Below are 19,392 nucleotides of genomic sequence, written 5' to 3' on the forward strand. Positions count from 1 at the left end.
ACCACCAGGTCGGACCACGGCACCACCCGGTCCATCTCGTCGAGGAACTCCCGGCGGCGGGTGCGCTTCGTCGAGGTTCCCAATCCAAGGCTGCTTTGCTTCATGGGCTCAATGGTCTCAGGCAATCAGGTCGGCGCCAAGCACGTGTCCGGGCGATTTATGCAGACCTTCCCTAACAGTTGCAGGCGTCGTATCCGATGTGGGCGTCAGAAGTGCTTGTGCTGTGGGCATAGTAAGGCGCTTCTATGTAAGCGAATTGCTGTGTGTTTGATGATATTTTTCTGGTCAAGCCTTGGCCATCTGTTCGCCCTGTGACACTCGTGCCGTCCTCCAGGGTCAGTCGATATGGCGTGTGAATCAGTGGTTTGCCGGTGGTTTCATCTGTAACGAGAAAATGAATATCATGAGAGTGGCCTGTATCTGTGTCGTTTGTTGAACTTGCGTAGCGTGCGAATACTCCGGAGGAATTCGCCGGAGTATTCGAAGATTCACCATCACCAGTGGTACTCACGCGCTGACCAGCGATCAATGTGGCGCCACATGCGCATTTGTCGCCTTCTCTCGCAGCTGCCTTGCCGTCAATGATCATGGTCGGATCACCCGTGACGATCACCGTTGTGCCGTGCCCCTTCTTTGGGCAAGTCACTTGATCGCCCACGCGTGCAATTCGTTTGCCGTGCGTGTCCGTCATCCCAGAGCCTTCGACAACGACGCCGCCGTGGTCGGTTTGATCACCGACCACGATGAATGGCCTTCGTCCCATGCGTACCCCTCTTTGATTTGATCGTACGAATGTAGCCAACAGATGTAACGAGCGTGTTTCGCAGGCCCCCCCACCAAGGGGGGGGCGGTGCCCCATCCTGCTTGGCACCTCCGCGTGAGTCACTTGGCAGTTCAAGCAGCGGCCCGTCACGCGATGACACTGGAGATTGGCTTTGTTGCACAGGGCAGGCCAACTGAGCTGGCGCCCTTCGGTTCATGACTGAGCCGAAGGGCGCCAAGGCGCGGTGCCAGTCCACCCACCAACTGTGCGGCGTACGACGCTGCGCTCAAAGCCTGAGGGGCGCGCTGACCATCTGGTTGGACAAAGACATGCAGTGGTGCGCCCAGGCCATTGGCAGTTGGGGCCGCCAGCGGATTTTCTCCGATGAAGCCATCCAGTTCTGCTTGAACATCAAGCGCCTGTTTGGCTTGGCCTTGCGCCAAAGTTTGGGCCTGGTCGAGAGTCTGCTGCGCATGGCGAGCCTTGACTGGCGGGCGCCAGAGGAGCTTGCGGGTGCAATTGCCCTACCGTGCCAGCACCAGCGCGCTGGACCTGCGGTGGACAGCGCCCGACCACTGTGCGTGTGGACGCCACGGCATAGCTGCGTCTGGGGTTGAGGTCTTCTCGTGTCCAATTCGACCTGTGCAACAAAGCCCATTGGCCTGCAAAACAGGGAGTCTGTGGATTATAGGAAGGCGGGCCCGCCCCGGGTGCCCCGACCCGCCTGGGGGCTCAGATCAGCCCTTCGGCCTTGAGCGCGCGCTGCACCGCCGGGCGGGCGGCCACGCGGGTCTGGAAGGCCTGCAGCTGGGGGAAAGCGCTGAGGTCGAACTTGATGAACTTGGCCCAGCTGGTCACGGTGAACAGGTAGGCGTCGGCGACGGTGAAGTCTTCGCCCATCAGGTAGGACTTGCTGGCCAGCTCGGACTCGACCAGTGCGAAGCGGCGCTGCAGCATGGCGCCGGCCTGCGATTTCATCTCGGCGCTGGCGGCCGGGTTGAAGAAGGGCGTGAAGTTCTTGTGCAGCTCGGTGCCGATGTAGGTCAGCCAGCTTTGCAGCTGGTAGCGCGCCAGCGAGCCATTGGGCGGCGCCAGCTTGGCTTCGGGGTGGAGGTCGGCCAGGTACTGCACGATGGCCGGGCCTTCGGTCAGCAGGCTGCCGTCGTCGAGCGTCAGGGCTGGCACGTAGCCCTTGGGGTTGATGTCGAGGAAGTTGGCACCGCTGGCCGTGACCTTCTTGGCCAGGTCCACGACTTCGGTCTCGTGCGCGAGGCCAAGTTCCTGCAGGACGATGTGCGGTGACAGCGAACAGGCACCGGGTTTCAGGTAGAGCTTCATCGGGGGTCTCCGTGGGTCATGGGGTGGCGCATTCTGGCGCGCAGGCTCATGGACCCTGCTGGCGAAGGGCTTTCGCACGCATCCCGGATTTGTGGCAAGCAGGGGCTGTGTGCCGCGCCCTGCCAGGGCCTGGCCGCGCTCAGCCCCGGAAGCTGCCGCCGTGCTGGGCCGCCGAGGCCGCGGGCGACGAGGCCAGGTAGGCCAGGGCCTGGGCCGTGTCGCCCTCGTCGCCGGGCGTGAAGCGCGGGCCGAAATAGCGCGCGGCGGCCGCGATCACATGGCCCAGCGCGGGCAGGTGGCCCGCCTTGGCGCTGTCACGCCAGCCGCGCAGGAAGCCCACCAGGCGGGGTCGCTGCGGGTCGGCCTTCATCATGAAGCGGTTGCCCTGGTAGATCAGGGACAGCAAGATGCCCATCACCAGCAGCATGTGCAGGACGCGCTCCAGGTCGTTGCCGCCCATGTGCTGGAACAGGGTGTGGGCCACCATGCGGTGCTCGACCTCTTCGGCGCCGTGCCAGCGCAGCAGGTCCAGCATCATCGGGTCGGCCTGGGCTTCGTCCAGGCCTTTGGCGTTGAGCACCCAGTGGCCCAGGTAGCCGAAGAAGTGCTCCAGCGCGGCGATGGTGCCCAGCTGCTGGCGGATCCAGAAGCGCGTGTGCCCGATCTTCAAGCCAAAGGGCGCCTCGCCCAGGAAGTGCTTGAAGAGGTGGTCGATCTTGTCGGTGAAGGGGTCTGTGTCGATGCCGTGCGTCTGGTGGTAATGCTTGAGCACGCCTTCGTGCGAGCGCGCATGGATGGCTTCCTGGCGCATGAAGCCCTTGGCATCGGCGTGCACCTGCGGGTCGGTGATCTGCGGCAGGACCTTGTTGTAGACGCGGCAGAACCACAGCTCACCGGCCGGGAACAGCAGGTGCAGCACGTTGATGGTGTGGGTGGCGAAGGCGTCGCCCGGCAGCCATTGCACGGGGGTGTGCTGCCAGTCGAACTTGACGTGGCGGGGTGCCAGGGCGTGGTGCGCAGCGGACGGGGTCGTGTTCATGGGGGCTTCGGGAGATGCGGGGAAGGTGTCGGGCAGGACGCGGGCTCAGCGCCGCTCAAGGCGATGGCGCACTGCGCACGCGGGCATGCTGCAAGGCCGCCGACGCCGGCGCACCTTCGATGTGGGTGACGAACTCGCGCACCAGGCCGGCGAACAGCGCCGGGTTCTTCAGGGACAGCCAGTGGCCGCCCTGGACCTCGCGGCGCCACAGCTCGGGCACCCAGCGGCCGAGGTTCTCGGTGAGGGCCGGGTTGACGTAGTGGTCCTTCATCAGGGCCAGCACCTGCACCGGCGCGTGGGCATGGCGCGCGCGCGGGCCGAACAGGCGCGGCAGCATGTTGGCGCGGTAAAGGTTCACGCCATTGGCGCCGTCGTGGGCCTGGCCTTCGCGCGGCGGCACCGAGGTGGACTCCAGCACGCGCAGCACCTGGTGCCAGCGGCGGCCCAGCACGCCGCGCCACAGCGCTTCGGGCAGCCAGGGCAGGTGGAAGAGGTAGATGTACCAGGACTTCACCAGCTGCTTGCCCACCTGCCACAGGTTGCCCGGCGTGGGGCGTGCGATGCGGTCGCGCATCCAGTGGCCGACGTGGTCCAGGCAGGGGCCCGATGCGGTCGTGTAGGACAGCAAGCGCCCCGCCAGCGCGGGCTCGGTGGCGAACTCCCAGGCCTGGATGGAGCCCCAGTCGTGCGCCACCAGGTGCACCGGGCGCTGGGGGCTGACGGCGTCGATCACGGCGGTGAAGTCGGCGCACAGGCGGTCGAGCTTGTAGGCGCCTGCGCCGCCCGTCGGCGTGAAGGAGCGCCCGGCGCCGCGCACGTCGTAGGCCACCACGAAGAAGTCATCGCAGAGCCGCTGCGCCACGTCTTCCCACTTGCTGCTGTTGTCGGGGTAGCCGTGCACGAAGACGATGACCGGCAGGCGGGCGTCGCCCCAGGTGGTGACGGCCAGCTCGCCATCGGGGCCGCGCACCGTGAAGTGGCGGCGGGCGATGGGCGCGCGGGGGGATGGGCTGTGGACTGCGGTGGTGTTCATGCGTGGGCCTGGCGCTGGCGTGGATGCGAGCGCCGCCCATGATTCGGTTGACCTGCCTTTGTCCGTAGGCGCATGCGCGACACAAAGGGCGAGCCGGCGACAGGCTTTGACGCGAAACAAGGTCGCGTCAACAAAACCAAGGGCTAACCCGAGCGGGTGGGGTGGCTGGGCAGCCCGAAAGCGTGGTCGAACACCCAGTTGAAGATCAGGGTGTAGCCCAGGAAAAACACCAGCAGGCCCAGGTCGGCCAGCAGGGCGGCCCACCACGACACCTGCAGCCACCAGGCGATCAAGGGCACCGTCATGGCCGCCAGCCCGCCCTCGAAACCGATGGCGTGGGCCATGCGCCGGCGGGCGGTGCGGGTGCGGTCGGCCTGGCGCGCCTCCCAGGCTTCGAACCAGGTGTTGAAGGCCATGTTCCACAGCAAGGCGATGACCGAGGTGCTCACGGCCAGCAGGCCGGCTTCGGCCGTGTCGGCGTCAGGACGCGCCAGGCGCACGGCCACCGTGACGATGCCGATGGCGATGGCTTCGTACAAGCAGGCGTGGATGAGCTTGCGGCGCAGGCCTTGCAGGTGCATGAGAGGTGCGTGTGGGGGCGCTGGCCGTCAGCCCGCGCAGGCCTGGCGCACCGCGTGCTCCCAGCGCGCCATGAGCTCGGCCGCGCGCTCGCGCGACAGCGTCGGGTAGAACGTGCGCTCGGCCTGCCACAGCCGGGCGATGGCGTGCCGGTCGGCATAGACGCCCGTGGCCAGACCGGCCAGGTAGGCCGCGCCCAGGGCCGTGGTTTCGACCACCTGGGGCCGCACCACCGGGATGCCCAGCAGGTCGGCCTGGAACTGCATCAGCAGGTTGTTGACGCAGGCGCCGCCGTCCACGCGCAGCTCGGTCACGGGCGGGCCACCCACGGCCGAGACGTCGCGCGCCATGGCCTGCAGCAGCGCCGTGCTCTGGAAGGCGATCGATTCGAGCGCCGCCCGCGCGATGTGCGCCACCGTGCTGCCGCGCGTCAGCCCGACGATGGCGCCGCGCGCGTCCGACTGCCAGTAGGGCGCGCCCAGGCCGGTGAAGGCCGGCACGAACATCACGCCGCCGGCGTCGGGCACGCTTTCGGCGAGGGACTGCACCTGGCTGGCCGCCTGGATGGCCTGCAGGCCGTCGCGCAGCCACTGCACCACCGCCCCGCCGATGAACACGCTGCCTTCCAGCGCGTAGGCCGGTGTGGCGTCGGGCTGGGCCGCGGCCGTGGTCAGCAAGCCGTTGGTCGAGGTGGCGGCTTGCGCGCCGGTGTGCATCAGCATGAAGCAGCCGGTGCCGTAGGTGTTCTTGGCCAGCCCGGCCTCGAAGCCCGCCTGGCCGAACAGCGCGGCCTGCTGGTCACCGGCCATGCCACCGATCGGGATGCGGGTCGGGAGGCTCGCAGGCATGGCATCCGCAGGGCCCCACACCCCGGCCAGGGCCTCGCCGAAGATGTGGCTGGACGGGTGCACCTGCGGCAGCACGCTGCGCGGGATCTGCATCAGCGCGAGCAAGTCGCCGTCCCAGTCGCCGGTGTGGATGTTGAAGAGCATGGTGCGCGAGGCGTTGCTCACGTCGGTGGCATGCACGCGCCCGCCGGTGAGCTGCCACAGCAGCCAGCTGTCCACGGTGCCGAAGGCCAGCTCGCCACGCTCGGCGGCCGCGCGCGCGCCATCGACGTTGTCCAGCAGCCATTGCAGCTTGCTGCCCGAGAAATAGGCGTCGATGACCAGGCCGGTCTTGGCGCGCACCGTGGCTTCCAGGCCTTGCGCGCGCCAGCGGGCGCATTGCGCTTCGGTGCGGCGGTCCTGCCAGACGATGGCGCGGGCCAGGGGCTGGCCGGTGTCGCGGCGCCACAGCACGGTGGTTTCGCGCTGGTTGGTCACGCCGATGGCGCGCAGCTCGCCCAGCGAGCGGCCTTCGCTGGCCAGAGCGGTGGCGGCTTGCTGCAGGGCCTGGCGGGCGGTGTCGCGCTGCGTGGCCCACAGCGTCAGCGGGTCGTGTTCGACCCAGCCGGGTTGCGGGTAGTGCTGCGGGATCTCTTGCTGGGCGCTGGCGACGATGTGGCCTTGCGCGTCGAAGACGATGCTGCGCGAGCTGGAGGTGCCCTGGTCGAGGGCGAGGATCAGGGCCATGGCGGGCTCCTTGTCAGGGCGGAGATCAGGGCGCGATGGTCACGGCGCGATGGTCAGCGCGATGTCCCATTCCTGCAGCAGCTTGGGGAAGGGCGCAGGCGGCAGGGCTTGCGTGAAGACGCGCTTGCAGTCGCGCAGGTGGGCCACCTGGGCCAGGCCGGGCTGGCCGAACTTGCTGACGTCGGCCACCAGCCAGCTCTCGCGGGCCTGCGCCACCATGGCCTGGGTGACGGCCTGCTCGCGCAGGTCGCGGTCGCGCAGGCTGCCGTCCGGGTCGATGCCCAGGGTGCCCAGCAGGGCGACGTCCACCTTGAACTGCTGCAGGTACTCCACCGTGCTGTCGCCTTCCATGGCGCTGTCGCGGTTGCGCAGCATGCCGCCGGCCACGTGCACCTTGCATTGGGTGTGCTCGCTGAGCAGGCTGGCCACGTGCAGGTTGTGCGTGACCACCGTCAAGCCGGGTTTGTGGATGAGCTCGCGCGCCACGGCCTCGACCGTCGTGCCGATGCCCAGCATCAGCGTGCTGCCTTCGGGGATGGCCGCCGCCACCGAGCGGGCGATGCGCGCCTTGGCGTCGGCATACAGGGCCTGGCGCTCCTTCCAGGCGCCCACGCTGGGGGCCTCGCGCGGCAGGCTGACGCCACCGTGGAAGCGCGTCAGCAGGCCGGCTTCGGCCAGGCGCTGGACGTCGCGGCGCACCGTCTGCATCGTCACGTCCAGGCGCTGGGCCAGGCGTTCGACCGAGACAGCGCCACGCGCCTTCACCTCGTCGAGCAAGGCCTGTTGGCGGGGGTTGGGGCTCCAGGAGGTGGCGAGGGACATGGCGTGCGGGCGGTGCGTGCGGATCGCGCACAGACAAGGGATGGCAGCATCAACCCAACAGCCTATCCGAAAAATATGCAACACAAAAGAAGGGAAACGCGCAGCTTCAGGCCCAGGGATTGCACGCATCGCGCCACAGACTGGCGCAAAACGCACAAGACCGCGGCCTGCGGCCGGGCACAATGACGCCGCAAGCCCTCCAGGAGATGCCATTGCCCCTCGACCCCGACCACGTGATGTCCGACCGCGTGAGCCCCGACCGCGTGAGCCCCGATGCCCCGGCGACGCCCGTGCCGCCGGCGCCGGTGGACCACCACTGCGACGTGCTCGTGGTGGGCGGCGGCATCAATGGCGTGGGCATCGCGCGGGACTTGGCGGGTCGCGGCTGGAGCGTGGTGCTGTGCGAGCAGGACGACCTGGCCAGCCACACATCTTCGGCGTCCACCAAGCTCATCCACGGCGGTTTGCGCTACCTGGAGCACCGCGAGTTCGGCCTCGTGCGCAAGGCCCTGCAGGAGCGCGAAGTGCTGCTGCGCAGCGCCCCGCACGTGATGTGGCCGCTGCGCTTCGTGCTGCCGCACGACGCGTCCATGCGCCCGGCCTGGTTGATCCGCCTCGGTTTGTGGCTCTACGACCACCTGGCGCGGCGCGAATTCCTGCCTGGCAGCCACGCCGTCTCGCTGCGCGACAGCCCGCTGGGCGAGCCGCTCAAGCCGGGCTGGACGCAAGGCTTCGTCTATTCCGATGGCTGGGTCGATGACGCCCGCCTCGTGGCGCTGTGCGCGCTGGACGCCGCCGAGCGCGGCGCCCAGGTGCTGACGCGGACCCGCGCCGACAGCATCCGGCCCGACGGTGGCTGCTGGCGCATCGACCTGAGCCGCCGCGACGCCGCCACGGGCCTGGAAACCCGCCGCGTCGCGGTGCGCGCCCGCGCCGTGGTCAATGCCGCCGGCCCCTGGGCCGAGCACCTGCTGCGGGAGGTCATGGCCGTGCCGCCGTCAGCCACCGCCAAGCCGGCGCGCAAGGCCTCGGCCCCGGCGGCGCCCGTTGGTGCGCTGCGCCTGGTCAAAGGCAGCCACATCGTCGTGCCCAAGCTCTTCACGCACGACCACGCCTACATCTTCCAGGGCCAGGACCGCCGCATCATCTTCGCCATCCCCTACGAGCGCGACTTCACCCTCATCGGCACCACCGACGTCGAGTTCCGCGGCGACCCCGCCCACGTCGCCATCGACGAAGACGAAACCGCCTACCTCTGCCGCGAACTGGGCCGCTACCTGCGCCGGGCCATTGCGCCGTCCGACGTGGTGTGGTCGTACGCCGGCGTGCGGCCCTTGCTGGACGATGCCCATGGCTCGGCCTCGGCGGTCACGCGCGACTACCTGCTGCAGGCCCAGTCGCGGCCGGCGCCGTGGTTGACGGTGTGGGGCGGCAAGTTGACCACCTTCCGCCTGCTGTCCGAGCAGGCCGCCGACCAGGTCGGCGAGCTGCTGGGCGAAAGCCGCCGCGCCTGGACGGACAGCGCCCCCTTGCCCGGCGGCGACCTGTCCGATGTGCTTGACGAGCTGCGCGACCCCGCCACCGACATCGCCGCCTTCCAGGTGCAGCTGCGCCAGCGCCATCCCTGGATGGACCTGGGCCTGGCCAAGCGCTGGAGCCGCGCCTACGGCAGCCGCGCGCTGCGCCTGCTCGACGGCATCACCTCGCGCGCCGACCTGGGCGCCGAAGTCGCGCCCGACCTCTACGAGGCCGAGCTGTTCTACCTCAAGCGCCAGGAATGGGCGCTCACCGCCGACGACGTGCTTTGGCGGCGCACCAAGCTGGGCCTGCACTGCACGCCGGCCCAGCGCCAGGCCGTGGCCGACTGGTTCGCCGCGCAGGCCCAGTCGGGCGCGCAGGCCTTCCACCACAGCGCCATGACGCGCGACGCGGCAGACTGAACCCGGCTCAGGCGTCGTCGCGCGGCATCAGGAAGTGGCCGCGCGCCTGCACCACCGGGCGCTGCGGGTCGTCCTGCCACAGCGAGACCATCACCAGTGCCACGCGGTTGCCCTGGCGCACCGTGGTGCTCTGCGCGAAGGTGTCGATGGGCTTGGCCGAGCGCATGTAGGCGATGGCGAAATCCACGCTGCGCGGGATGCCCGCCATGCCGGGGTTGGTGGCCAGCAGGTGCAGGATCATGGCCGTTTCCCCGAAGCCCGCCAGGATGCCGCCGTGCAGCGCCGGCAGCACCGGGTTGCCGATCAGCTCGGGCTTGTAGGGCATGCGGAACACCGGGCCGGCGTCGATTTGCGGCTGCTGGTGCACGTTGAGGAAGTCCACGTACGGCGAGCGGCCCGTCGGCACGGCCAGGGTCTCGGGCAGGTCGGCGGCCACGCTGGTGAAGACCTGGCTGGGCTCGATGGACGCTGGCGACATCAGGGTGGACGCCGCCTGGGACGGGGTCGGCCGCGGGGTTTGCGCGGGCACGTCCTGGCGGCGCGTCGCAGCGGTGGCGCGCATGAAGGTCGCATAGACCGTGGCCACGGGCTCGCTCTGGCCCGGCTGCGTCAGCTCGCCACGCACGAAGGCCACGCTGCGTGACAGGCGGTGGCATTCGGCCCGGCACACCAGGTCGGTCTCGGCCACGGGTGGGCGCAGGTAGTCCATGCGCAAATCGAGCGTGGCGAAGGGCTCGAGTTCTTCCAGGGCGCAGCCCACGGCCACGCCGCAGGCCGTGTCGGCCAGCACGCTCAGGCAGCCGGGGTGGATGAGCTGACGCTCTGCGTCACCCGTCCAGGTGCTGCGCGCCGGCAGCAAGAGGCTGGCTTGGCCGGGGCCGGTCTCCACCAGCGTCATGCCCGAGGCCACGGCGTAGGGGATGCCAGCGATGAAGGCCTCGGCCCAGGCCTGGCGGTGGTTGCCCGTGAAGATGCTCATGGTCGCTGCTGGGAGTGGTCAGGGAGAACCCGCATTGTCCACCAAGCCTGACCATTGCGTCAGCTGGGTGACATCCAGACCCGACAGCTTCCTGGCGCGTCCGGCCAGCTTCAGCAGCGCGGCGTCCTTGCTGAACAGCCAGCGCGCGCCCACGTGCAGGGCCAGGTCGATGAAGACCTGGTCGTCCGGATCCTTGCAGCGCAGCGGGCCACGCGGCGGTTCTTCGACGAAGGTGGCATGCTGGAACACCGTCAGCGTCAGCATCGGGTCGGGCTGCCAGTCGCGGAAGTAACTGCGCGGCCAGACCTGGTGCCATTCCTGCTCCATCGACGGCGATGCCAGCCAGCGCAGTTGCCCGCTCAGGATGCCGTCCACGATGGCTTGGGCGGCGGGGTCTTTGAAGACGCGCCAGTCGAGCAGGGCGTTGGTGTCGAGGATGACGATGGGTGCGCCGATGCTGCCCATGGGGTTCTCACGCCGCATTCAGGCTGTGCTCAGGCCGCCGAAGCGATCACGCCCCCGCCCAGGCACACGTCCCCGCGATAGAGCACCGCGGACTGCCCCGGCGTGACCGCCCATTGCCCATCCGCGAAGTGAAGGCTCACTTGGCCTGCGCTGGCCGCCGTCACCGCGCAGGGCGCATCGGCCTGGCGGTAGCGCGTCTTGGCGCCCACGCCGGCGTCGCCCACCTGCGGCCCGCGGCCGTCCACCCAGCTCAGGTCGTTGGCCACCAGGGTGCGCTGCTGCAGCCAGGGGTGGTCGTGGCCCTGCACCACGTACAGGGTGTTGCGGGCCATGTCCTTGCGGGCCACGAACCAGGGCTCGTGCTCGCCGCCGCCGCGGGGCGCGTTCTTCTCTTTCACGCCGCCGATGCCGATGCCCTTGCGCTGGCCGAGTGTGTAAAAGCTCAGACCCACGTGTTCGCCCAGCACGCGACCCCGGTCGTCCTTGATCGGGCCGGGCTCGTTGGCCAGGTAGCGGTTGAGGAACTCGCGGAAGGGGCGCTCGCCGATGAAGCAGATGCCGGTGGAATCCTTCTTCTTCGCGTTGGGCAGGCCGATGTCGGCGGCGATGCGGCGCACCTCCGTCTTCGGCAGCTCGCCCACCGGGAACAGCGTCTTGGCCAGCTGCGCCTGGTTCAGGCGGTGCAGGAAGTAGCTCTGGTCCTTGAGCGGGTCCAGGCCCTTGAGCAGCTCGACGCGCTCACCGCCGGCGAAGGACGCATCGGCCACCGTGCGCACGCGGGCGTAGTGGCCCGTGGCGATTTTGTCGGCGCCCAGGCGCATGGCGTGGTCGAGGAAGGCTTTGAACTTGATCTCGGCGTTGCACAGCACGTCCGGGTTGGGCGTGCGCCCGGCCTGGTACTCGCGCAGGAACTCGGCGAAGACGCGGTCTTTGTAGTCGGCCGCGAAGTTCACGTGCTCGATCTCGATGCCGATGACGTCGGCCACCGAGGCGGCGTCGAGGAAGTCTTGACGGCTGGAGCAGAACTCGCTGTGGTCGTCGCCCGACCCGTCGGCGGGGAGGTCGTCATCCTCCCAGTTCTTCATGAAGACCCCGATGACCTCGTGCCCCTGCTGCTTGAGCAGCCAGGCCGTGACGGCGGAATCCACTCCGCCACTGAGGCCGACGACGACACGTTGGGGGCGCAGGGACATCCGCGGCAGCAGGGCTCAGGCCGCGCGGTGGTGTGCGGGCGCCGCGAAGACGCTGTCGTGCACGGTCAGGATGCCGAGCGGGTAGCGTTCGCCGGCCAGGTAGCTTTCCAGGCACTCCAGCACCAGGGGGCTGCGGTGGCGCTCGGGGCAGGCTCGGATCTCGTCGGCCGTCATCCACACCGTGCGCACGATGCCTTCGTCCAGGCTCAGGGCCGGATCGGCCTCGGACACCGAACCGAAAAAGGCCATGCGCAGGTAGGTGATGTCCTCGCCCGTGCGGGTGCGGCGAAAGCGCGACATGTACAGGCCCAGGAAACCCTCGGGCGTGAACGTGCAGGTGGTTTCTTCCAGCGTTTCGCGCATCACGCCCTGCAGCGGCGACTCGCCCGGGTCCAGGTGGCCCGCGGGGTTGTTCAGCAGCAGGCCGTCGGAGGTGTCTTCCTCGACGAGCAGGAAACGGCCGTCGCGCTCGATGAGGGCGGCCACGGTGACGTTGGGCTTCCAGCGGGCCTTGGACGTGTGCGTCACTGGCTCCGTGGAGGCAGTGGTCTGTCCGGGCGCGGCTTCCAGCAGATCGGCTGAGTTCATGAACCCGAGATTATCCGCCATTGTTGTGGCCTGTGCATGACCGATCGGCAGATGCGCCAGCGCCGGTGCCGTGATGTGACAACAAACAGCATCAAATCAAGGGGGTGGGGCGCCTGGGCGACGCAAACATGGCGTCTTGTGTCGGGTGCGACCTGGGAAATCCCCCAACCTTGTGTATGCTGGTGGGTTTGGCACCACACCTAGGAGACCGTATGCTCATCGGCATACCCATGGAAACCTTCGCGGGCGAGACCCGCGTGGCCGTGACCCCCGAAACCGTCAAGAAGCTCAAAGCCCAGGGACACACCCTGCGCGTGCAATCTGGCGCAGGTGTGTCGGCCAGCGTGACCGACGAGGCCTATGTGGCCGCCGGCGCCGAGATCACCGATGTGGCGGGCGCCCTGGGTGCCGACATGGTGCTGAAGGTCCGCGCGCCCAGCGCCGAAGAACGTACACAGATGAAGCCCGGCGCCGTCGTCGTGGGCATGCTCAACCCGTTCGACAAGGACGGCCTGCAAGGCATGACCGACGCCAAGCTGACCGCCTTCGCCCTGGAAGCCGCGCCGCGCACCACCCGTGCCCAGAGCATGGACGTGCTGTCCTCGCAGGCCAACCTGGCGGGCTACAAGGCCGTCATGATCGCGGCCGACAAGTACCAGCGCATCTTCCCGATGCTCATGACCGCCGCCGGCACCGTCAAGGCCGCCCGCGTGGTGATCCTGGGCGTGGGCGTGGCCGGTCTGCAGGCCATCGCCACGGCCAAGCGCCTGGGCGCGGTCATCGAAGCCTCGGACGTGCGCCCTTCGGTGAAGGAGCAGGTCGAGTCGCTGGGCGCCAAGTTCATCGACGTGGCCTTCGAGACCGCCGAAGAGAAGGAAGCCGCCGAAGGCGTGGGCGGTTACGCCCGCCCGATGCCGCAGTCCTGGCTGGACCGCCAGAAGGTGGAGGTCGCCAAGCGCGTGGCCGCCGCCGACATCGTCATCACCACCGCCCTGATCCCGGGCCGTGCCGCGCCGGTGCTGGTCTCCGAAGACATGGTCAAGGCGATGAAGCCGGGCTCCGTCATCGTGGACCTGGCCGCGCCCGCCGGTGGCAACTGCCCGCTGACCGAAGCCGGCCAGACCGTGGTCAAGCACGGCGTGACCCTGGTCGGTGAAACCAACCTGCCGGCCCTGGTGGCCGCCGACGCGTCCGCACTGTACGCCCGCAACGTGCTGGACTTCCTGAAACTGGTCTTCAACAAGGAAGGCCAGTTCCACGTCGATCTCGAAGACGACATCGTCAAGGCCTGCCTGATGTGCCGCGACGGTCAGTTGCTGCGGGCTTGAAGTACCTGCCCCCGCGACCCGAGGAGAAAGCCATGCAACGCAACATGCTGCGCGCGAAACTGCACCGCGCCACCGTCACCGAAGCCATCCTGGACTACGAAGGTTCCTGTGGCATCGACGAAGACCTGATGGACGCCGCCGACATGAAGGAGTTCGAGTACATCGAGCTCTACAACGTCAACAACGGCGAACGGTTTGCCACCTACATCATCAAGGCGCCGCGCGGCACCGGCACGATCTCGCTCAATGGCGCGGCCGCCCGCCGTGCCCATGTGGGCGACCTGCTGATCATCTGCACCTACGCGCCGATGAACGAGGAAGAAGTGGCCAGCTACAAGCCCAAGGTGGTGTTGCTCGACGAGCGCAATGCCATCAAGGAAGTCCGCAAGTTCGACTGATCCAACCTCCTGGAGACCCCGATGGAAGCCCTTGAGCCCGTCAGCCACGTCGTCATCAACCTCAGCATCTTCGTGCTGGCCATCTACGTGGGCTACCACGTCGTCTGGACGGTGACCCCCGCTCTGCACACGCCCCTGATGGCCGTGACCAATGCCGTGTCCGCCATCGTGATCGTCGGCGCCATGCTGGCCGCCGCCTTGACCGTGACGCCGCTGGGCAAGACCATGGGCGTGCTCGCTGTGGCGCTGGCCGCGGTCAACGTGTTCGGGGGTTTCCTCGTCACGCGCCGCATGCTGGAGATGTTCAAGAAGAAGGACAAGAAAGCGGGAGCCAAGTAAATGAGCATGAACCTCATCGCATTGCTGTACCTGTTCGCCTCGGTGTGTTTCATCCAGGCGCTCAAGGGACTGAGCCACCCGACCACGTCCATCCGTGGCAACTTCTTCGGCATGGTCGGCATGACCATCGCCGTGCTGACCACCGTGGGCCTGATCCATGGCCAGGCCACCGCGCTGGGCATCGATTTCGGCACGGGCCTGTCGTATGTGCTGGCCGCCCTGGTGGTGGGCGGCGGCGCGGGCGCCATCATGGCCAAGCGCGTCGAGATGACGAAGATGCCCGAGCTGGTGGCCTTCATGCACAGCATGATCGGCCTGGCCGCGGTGTTCATCGCCGTGGCCGTGGTCGCCGAGCCCTACGCCTTCCAGATCGTGGCCAAGCCCATTGGCGACGCCCTGGCGCTGATCCCGGTGGGCAACCGCCTGGAGCTGTCGCTGGGTGCGGCCATCGGTGCCATCACGTTCTCGGGCTCGGTCATTGCCTTCGGCAAGCTGAGCGGCAAGTACAAGTTCCGCCTGTTCCAGGGCGCGCCGGTGAACTTCGCCGGCCAGCACATGCTGAACCTGGTGCTGGGCTTGGGGCTGGTGGGCCTGATCGGCCTGTTCATGGCCACCCAGAGCATGGAGGCCTTCTTCGCTGTGATCGCGCTGAGCTTCGTGCTGGGCGTGCTGATCATCATCCCCATCGGCGGCGCAGACATGCCCGTGGTGGTGTCGATGCTCAACAGCTACTCGGGCTGGGCGGCGGCCGGCATCGGCTTCTCGCTGAACAACTCGATGCTGATCATCGCCGGTTCGCTGGTGGGCTCGTCGGGCGCGATCCTGAGCTACATCATGTGCAAGGCCATGAACCGCTCGTTCTTCAACGTGATCCTGGGTGGCTTTGGCGGTGACGCCGCGGCCGCCACGGGTGGCGCAGCGCAACAGCAGCGCCCGGTCAAGAGCGGCTCGGCCGACGACGCCGCCTTCGTGCTGGGCAACGCCGAGACGGTCGTGATCGTGCCCGGTTACGGCCTGGCCGTGGCCCGCGCGCAGCACGCCGTCAAGGAGTTGGCCCACAAGCTGACCGAGAAGGGCATCACCGTGAAGTACGCCATCCACCCGGTGGCGGGCCGCATGCCGGGTCACATGAACGTGCTGCTGGCCGAGGCCGAAGTGCCTTACGACCAGGTCTTCGAGATGGAAGACATCAACGGCGAGTTCGGCCAGGCCGACGTGGCCATCATCCTGGGCGCCAACGACGTGGTGAACCCGGCGGCACACGTCAAGGGCAGCCCAATTTACGGCATGCCCATCCTGGAGGCCTACAAGGCCAAGACGGTGATCGTGAACAAGCGTTCGATGGCCAGCGGCTACGCCGGCCTGGACAACGAGCTGTTCTACATGGACAAGACCATGATGGTCTTCGGCGACGCCAAGAAGGTCGTGGAAGACATGGTCAAGGCCGTGGAGTAAGGCTTGGCATAAAACGCCAGACCATGCCTGCGCGCTACGCCAAGACGGCCCTGGGTCGCAGTGAGATCCAGTCTCGGACCCATGCGCTGTCGCGCACGGCGCGCACCCTCTTGCTCATCCTGGACCCGACCCGCACGGGCGAGGTCTGGGTGGGCATGGTCCAAGGGGCCACGCCGGCCGACTTGCTGGCCCTGATCGACGCGGGGTTGGTGGCGCCGGTGGACGAGGCGCTGCAGGTGCCCGCGGTGCCCATGGCATCGTCCGCGCCATCGGCGGCCTCGGCATCTCCTGACACCGAGCCCTTCGCCGCCACGCAGGCCGACCCCGATGCCGAGCTGGCCGCCGGGCGGGCCGCTGGCGTGCCGGCCACGTCGTTCACCTCGCTCAGCTACAGCGAGCTCAACACCCGGCTCAACGCCCTGGTGAAAGCGCACCTGGGCCTGATCAAGGGCTACCGCTTCACCCTGGACATCGAACGCGCAGCCGATGTCATCGAGCTGCAGCGCGTGGCCATGCGCCTGGTGGCCGAGGTGGAAGCCGCACGGGGCGCCGCGGCCGTGACCGAGGTGCGGCGCGCGCTGGGTTTGTGAGGGCACGCCTCGCTCAGGGCTGCGTGGCCATGGCCGCCGCACCGGGCCGCACACACCCCATCCCATCGCTGCGGCCCTTCAGATAGGCCCGGCGCAACCCCCCAGCCATGATGGCCGCGCCCACCTGCTTGCTGTGCTTTTCGGCGCCGCTGAGCTTGCGCAACCAGCTGCGAAAGGGCACGAAGCCTTCGACGGTGCGGCGCACGGCCGACACGCCGGCGTTTTCGGCCAGGGAGGTGCCGCGGGTCAGCAGGCTGGGTTTCTCGCTGGCTTTGGGATCGTCCAGGTCGGCGCCCAGGGCGTCGTCCAGGGACTGGACTTCACCGAGGATGACCGCGCATCCCGCTTCCTTGGGCGCGGCGTAAGGGCCTTGTGCCGCGCTCTGCAGTGCGGCGGGGATTTCCTCCTGCACGACGTTGAGGTCGCTCAGCGGGGTGATGGCCGCCTGGCCGACGCGCTCGGTGATGCCGCTGTCCTTGGTGGTGGGCTTGACGGTGGCCATGGCCGGCACACTGGGCAAATCGGGGAACTTGGGCAGGCTGGGCAGGCTGAGGCCTTCGCCCATGGCTTCCTTCTTGGCTTCCCCCGTGGCTTCGGCGCCGGCGCCGCCCGAGGCACAGCCAGACAGCACGGCCAGCAGGGCGGACAGCGCGAGCGCCATGGGCAGGCACAGGGTGTGGACGCAGCGGCGGCGGGGCTGGGGCATGGAGAGCACAACTGAGTCTGTGCACCAAGCTTACGCCGCGCAAGCCGGGGCGGGCACGGATTTCCCCTTGACCAGATTCTCCAGCGCGCGATCTGTCAGCGTCTGCCCCCGTTCCTCTGCGTGCGCTGCCCCGCAACTTGACCGATCCGGCACAGCCTTGTCTGCACCTGACAAGCCACCTGGCGGTGCAATGGCGTCATGGGCTGCGTCCGACGGCCCTTGACGAGGAGACACCCGTGAGCACACCGCACCCCGAACACACCCGCCCGATCCAGGCCCGCGAGAAGCTGGACTTCCAGCTCGACGAGCGCATCCCCCGCTTCTGGAACGGCGGCGACCCGTACAAGACGCGCTTCTTCGACGCGATGTCGCTGACCTTCCCGATCGGCGAGCGCTACTTCATCAGCAGCGTGCGCGCCTACCGCGACCAGGTCACCGACCCGCACCTGCTGCAGGAGGTCAAGGACTTCACCCGCCAGGAAGCGCAGCACGGCATCGTGCACACGCAGTTCAACGAAATGCTGGAAAAGCAGGGCCTGAACGTGGCCTGGACGCAGCGCTTCCTGGATCGCAAGTTCAAGTGGCAGCTCTCGCGCTGGTCGGCCGCGTTCAACCTGTCCTACACCGCCGCCGCCGAGCACCTCACGGCCCTGATGTGCACGACCTTCATGGAGCGCCCGGACATCATCGAACCGTTCGACCACCGCATCCGCGCCATGTACACCTGGCACTCGATCGAGGAGGTGGAGCACAAGGCCGTCTGTTTCGACGTGCTCACGAAGGCCGCCAAGGCGGGCTACTTCACGCGCATCGCGGGCCTGATCTACTTCAGCATCGAGTACCCGATCGGCAACTGGTACATGGTCAACCAAATGCTCAAGGACGACGGTTTCGGCTTCTGGGCGCGCGCCAAGATGTTGGCCAAGGGCGCCTGGTGGCTCTACAAGCCGGGCGGTGTCTTCCTGCCGGCCCTGGGCTACTACCTGAGCTATTTCAAGCCCGGCTTCCACCCCTGGCAGCACAAGGAGATGGGCCATTACGACACCTGGCTGGAAGCCTTCAACCGCAGCGGCGACCCGGTCGAGGCCGGCACGGCGTATGCGCAGCAGGTGATCGCTGCGCGCTGACTTCGGGGGGCCTCAGCGCAGCCCGCCACCCAGCTGCAGGCGCTTGCGCTGCTCGGCCGGTGTCTGGCCGGTGGCGCGCTTGAAGGCGCGGCTGAAGCTCGACGCGTCGGCGAACCCGGCTTGCTGGGCGATGGCCTGCACGCTGAGTTCGCCGTCGCGAAGCAGTTGCTCGGCGCGCTCGATGCGGACCTGTTCGACGATGGTGCTCAGCGATTGGCCCTCGTCTTGCAGGCGGCGGCTGAGGGTGCGCGCCGACATGGCCAGGGTGTGGGCGAGGTCTTCGCTGCCGGGCAGCACGCCTTTGCGCAGGCCCGTCAGCACGAGCTGGCGCACGCGTTGCGTGAGCGGCTTGGCCTGGGCGCTGCCCGGGGCCTCGCGCTGCAGCTGGACTTCCAGGCTGGCCCGTGTGGCGCGGTTGCCCGAGATGAGGGGCGCGTCCAGCAGGGCGCGTGGCACGGTGAAGCCATGCCAGGGCGCACCGAAACGCGGCGGCGCGCCGAAGAAATCCGCATAGGCCTGTTCGGGCCAGCCGCTGGCGTGGGCGAACTCGGCGTGCAGCACCGGGTCTGACAGCGTCGTGTAAGGCGCCACGTTGCGCAGCACACCGATCACCAGCTCGGCCATGAGCGCGTTGTGCGCACCCACGTCCACCGTGGGCACCACGCGCACGTGCACGCCACCGTCGCTGTCGGGCTGGCGGCGCATGTCGAACAGGGGCATGACCAGGGCGTGGTACTGCAGGGCCGCGTCCAGCGCCTCGGCGACCGTCCCGGAGGTGATGGCGAACACGCCCAGCGTGCCGTGGGCCGTCAGCGGGAAGTGGCGCAGGATCTGCAGCGAGGGCGGCGCATCGGGCAGGCAATGCTCGACCGCCATCGACACCGAGGCCATGAGCTGGTGACCGTCGATCCAGGCCGCGGGCTCGCCGTCGCCCTCGGGCGGCAGGCCGCAGCGCTGGCGCACTTCGGCCACGCGGCCATGGCGGCTGTGCACGAGGGACTCGGTCACCTCGATGTACTGCACGGGGAAGCGCAGGGCGGCGAGTGGGTCGGGCAGGTCGGGCAAGTTGGCGGGCTCCGGCGGCGTCATGGTGCTGCGCCGGATGATGCCAGCGATGCCGACGACCCGGCGGGTGC

19 protein-coding genes and 3 pseudogenes are annotated in these 19,392 nt (G+C 68.3%); 8 read left to right on the forward strand and 14 right to left on the reverse strand.

The genetic code is table 11. The annotated features are described in order from the left end of the window. Both EV672_RS13475 and EV672_RS19100 read right to left on the reverse strand, forming a co-directional pair. Positions 1–104: pseudogene (locus EV672_RS13475) on the reverse strand (IS5/IS1182 family transposase); the annotation flags it as partial. A gap of 392 nt (positions 105–496) precedes the next feature. Next, positions 497–763 (reverse strand): annotated as a pseudogene (locus EV672_RS19100) (PAAR domain-containing protein); the annotation flags it as partial. 219 nt (positions 764–982) lie between these two features. Here EV672_RS19100 and EV672_RS13485 point away from each other — a divergent pair. After that, positions 983–1,318: pseudogene (locus EV672_RS13485) on the forward strand (transposase); the annotation flags it as partial. 177 nt (positions 1,319–1,495) lie between these two features. Here EV672_RS13485 and gstA read toward each other — a convergent pair. The 6 genes from gstA to EV672_RS13515 all read right to left on the reverse strand — a co-directional run bounded on the left by gstA (position 1,496) and on the right by EV672_RS13515 (position 7,148). Further along, positions 1,496–2,101, reverse strand: coding sequence for a glutathione transferase GstA (gene gstA, locus EV672_RS13490; protein ID WP_133610094.1), 606 nt, complete (start codon positions 2,099–2,101; stop codon positions 1,496–1,498). Between the two features lie 139 nt (positions 2,102–2,240). Beyond that, a complete protein-coding gene (locus EV672_RS13495) occupies positions 2,241–3,140 on the reverse strand; it encodes a metal-dependent hydrolase (protein ID WP_133610096.1) in 900 nt (299 codons plus the stop codon). Between the two features lie 55 nt (positions 3,141–3,195). After that, positions 3,196–4,173: an alpha/beta fold hydrolase gene (locus EV672_RS13500; RefSeq protein WP_133610098.1), complete on the reverse strand. Its 978-nt coding sequence runs from the start codon at positions 4,171–4,173 to the stop codon at positions 3,196–3,198. 143 nt (positions 4,174–4,316) lie between these two features. Continuing rightward, a complete protein-coding gene (locus tag EV672_RS13505) occupies positions 4,317–4,754 on the reverse strand; it encodes a PACE efflux transporter (protein WP_341770492.1) in 438 nt (145 codons plus the stop codon). A 27-nt stretch (positions 4,755–4,781) separates the two neighbouring features. After that, complete coding sequence (gene glpK, locus EV672_RS13510) at positions 4,782–6,326, reverse strand: glycerol kinase GlpK (protein ID WP_133610099.1); 1,545 nt, start codon at positions 6,324–6,326, stop codon at positions 4,782–4,784. 39 nt (positions 6,327–6,365) lie between these two features. Next, positions 6,366–7,148: a DeoR/GlpR family DNA-binding transcription regulator gene (locus tag EV672_RS13515; protein WP_133610101.1), complete on the reverse strand. Its 783-nt coding sequence runs from the start codon at positions 7,146–7,148 to the stop codon at positions 6,366–6,368. A gap of 236 nt (positions 7,149–7,384) precedes the next feature. Between EV672_RS13515 and glpD the strand changes: the two genes are divergently transcribed. Continuing rightward, positions 7,385–9,088, forward strand: a complete 1,704-nt coding sequence (gene glpD / locus EV672_RS13520) for a glycerol-3-phosphate dehydrogenase (protein WP_208110779.1) — start codon at positions 7,385–7,387, stop codon at positions 9,086–9,088. A 7-nt stretch (positions 9,089–9,095) separates the two neighbouring features. On the opposite strand, the gene EV672_RS13525 is transcribed toward glpD, so the two are convergent. From EV672_RS13525 to EV672_RS13540, 4 genes are read right to left on the reverse strand one after another with little or no spacing between them, the layout of a single operon-like run. Beyond that, positions 9,096–10,067, reverse strand: coding sequence for a PaaI family thioesterase (locus tag EV672_RS13525; RefSeq protein WP_133610105.1), 972 nt, complete (start codon positions 10,065–10,067; stop codon positions 9,096–9,098). An 18-nt stretch (positions 10,068–10,085) separates the two neighbouring features. Then, positions 10,086–10,550: a PIN domain-containing protein gene (locus EV672_RS13530; RefSeq protein ID WP_133610107.1), complete on the reverse strand. Its 465-nt coding sequence runs from the start codon at positions 10,548–10,550 to the stop codon at positions 10,086–10,088. Positions 10,551–10,561: 11 nt separating this feature from the next. Further along, positions 10,562–11,725, reverse strand: coding sequence for a tRNA 2-thiouridine(34) synthase MnmA (gene mnmA, locus EV672_RS13535; protein WP_133610109.1), 1,164 nt, complete (start codon positions 11,723–11,725; stop codon positions 10,562–10,564). 15 nt (positions 11,726–11,740) lie between these two features. Further along, a complete protein-coding gene (locus EV672_RS13540; protein ID WP_133610111.1) occupies positions 11,741–12,313 on the reverse strand; it encodes an NUDIX hydrolase in 573 nt (190 codons plus the stop codon). A gap of 212 nt (positions 12,314–12,525) precedes the next feature. On the opposite strand from EV672_RS13540, the gene EV672_RS13545 reads away from it, so the two are divergent. Genes EV672_RS13545 through EV672_RS13565 form a run of 5 tightly spaced genes read left to right on the forward strand, consistent with a single transcriptional unit; the run spans position 12,526 to position 16,423 of the window. After that, a complete protein-coding gene (locus tag EV672_RS13545; protein WP_133610112.1) occupies positions 12,526–13,641 on the forward strand; it encodes a Re/Si-specific NAD(P)(+) transhydrogenase subunit alpha in 1,116 nt (371 codons plus the stop codon). A 32-nt stretch (positions 13,642–13,673) separates the two neighbouring features. Continuing rightward, on the forward strand, positions 13,674–14,039 hold the full coding sequence (gene panD / locus EV672_RS13550) for an aspartate 1-decarboxylase (protein WP_133610114.1): 366 nt from the start codon (positions 13,674–13,676) through the stop codon (positions 14,037–14,039). A 21-nt stretch (positions 14,040–14,060) separates the two neighbouring features. Continuing rightward, a complete protein-coding gene (locus tag EV672_RS13555) occupies positions 14,061–14,378 on the forward strand; it encodes an NAD(P) transhydrogenase subunit alpha part 2 (protein WP_133610116.1) in 318 nt (105 codons plus the stop codon). Continuing rightward, positions 14,379–15,833, forward strand: a complete 1,455-nt coding sequence (locus EV672_RS13560) for an NAD(P)(+) transhydrogenase (Re/Si-specific) subunit beta (RefSeq protein WP_133610118.1) — start codon at positions 14,379–14,381, stop codon at positions 15,831–15,833. Positions 15,834–15,856: 23 nt separating this feature from the next. Continuing rightward, the gene (locus tag EV672_RS13565) at positions 15,857–16,423 is read left to right on the forward strand and encodes a hypothetical protein (protein ID WP_133610120.1); all 567 of its coding nucleotides are present in this window, start codon (positions 15,857–15,859) and stop codon (positions 16,421–16,423) included. A gap of 13 nt (positions 16,424–16,436) precedes the next feature. Here EV672_RS13565 and EV672_RS13570 read toward each other — a convergent pair whose 3' ends face one another. Beyond that, positions 16,437–17,129: a hypothetical protein gene (locus EV672_RS13570; protein ID WP_243738693.1), complete on the reverse strand. Its 693-nt coding sequence runs from the start codon at positions 17,127–17,129 to the stop codon at positions 16,437–16,439. 236 nt (positions 17,130–17,365) lie between these two features. On the opposite strand from EV672_RS13570, the gene EV672_RS13575 reads away from it, so the two are divergent. Continuing rightward, positions 17,366–18,256: a metal-dependent hydrolase gene (locus EV672_RS13575; protein ID WP_166643575.1), complete on the forward strand. Its 891-nt coding sequence runs from the start codon at positions 17,366–17,368 to the stop codon at positions 18,254–18,256. A 12-nt stretch (positions 18,257–18,268) separates the two neighbouring features. On the opposite strand, the gene EV672_RS13580 is transcribed toward EV672_RS13575, so the two are convergent. After that, positions 18,269–19,345, reverse strand: a complete 1,077-nt coding sequence (locus EV672_RS13580; RefSeq protein ID WP_133610123.1) for a helix-turn-helix transcriptional regulator — start codon at positions 19,343–19,345, stop codon at positions 18,269–18,271. Positions 19,346–19,392 lie beyond the last annotated feature (47 nt).

The organism is Aquabacterium commune, assembly GCF_004362855.1.
GTDB lineage: Bacteria > Pseudomonadota > Gammaproteobacteria > Burkholderiales > Burkholderiaceae_C > Aquabacterium > Aquabacterium commune.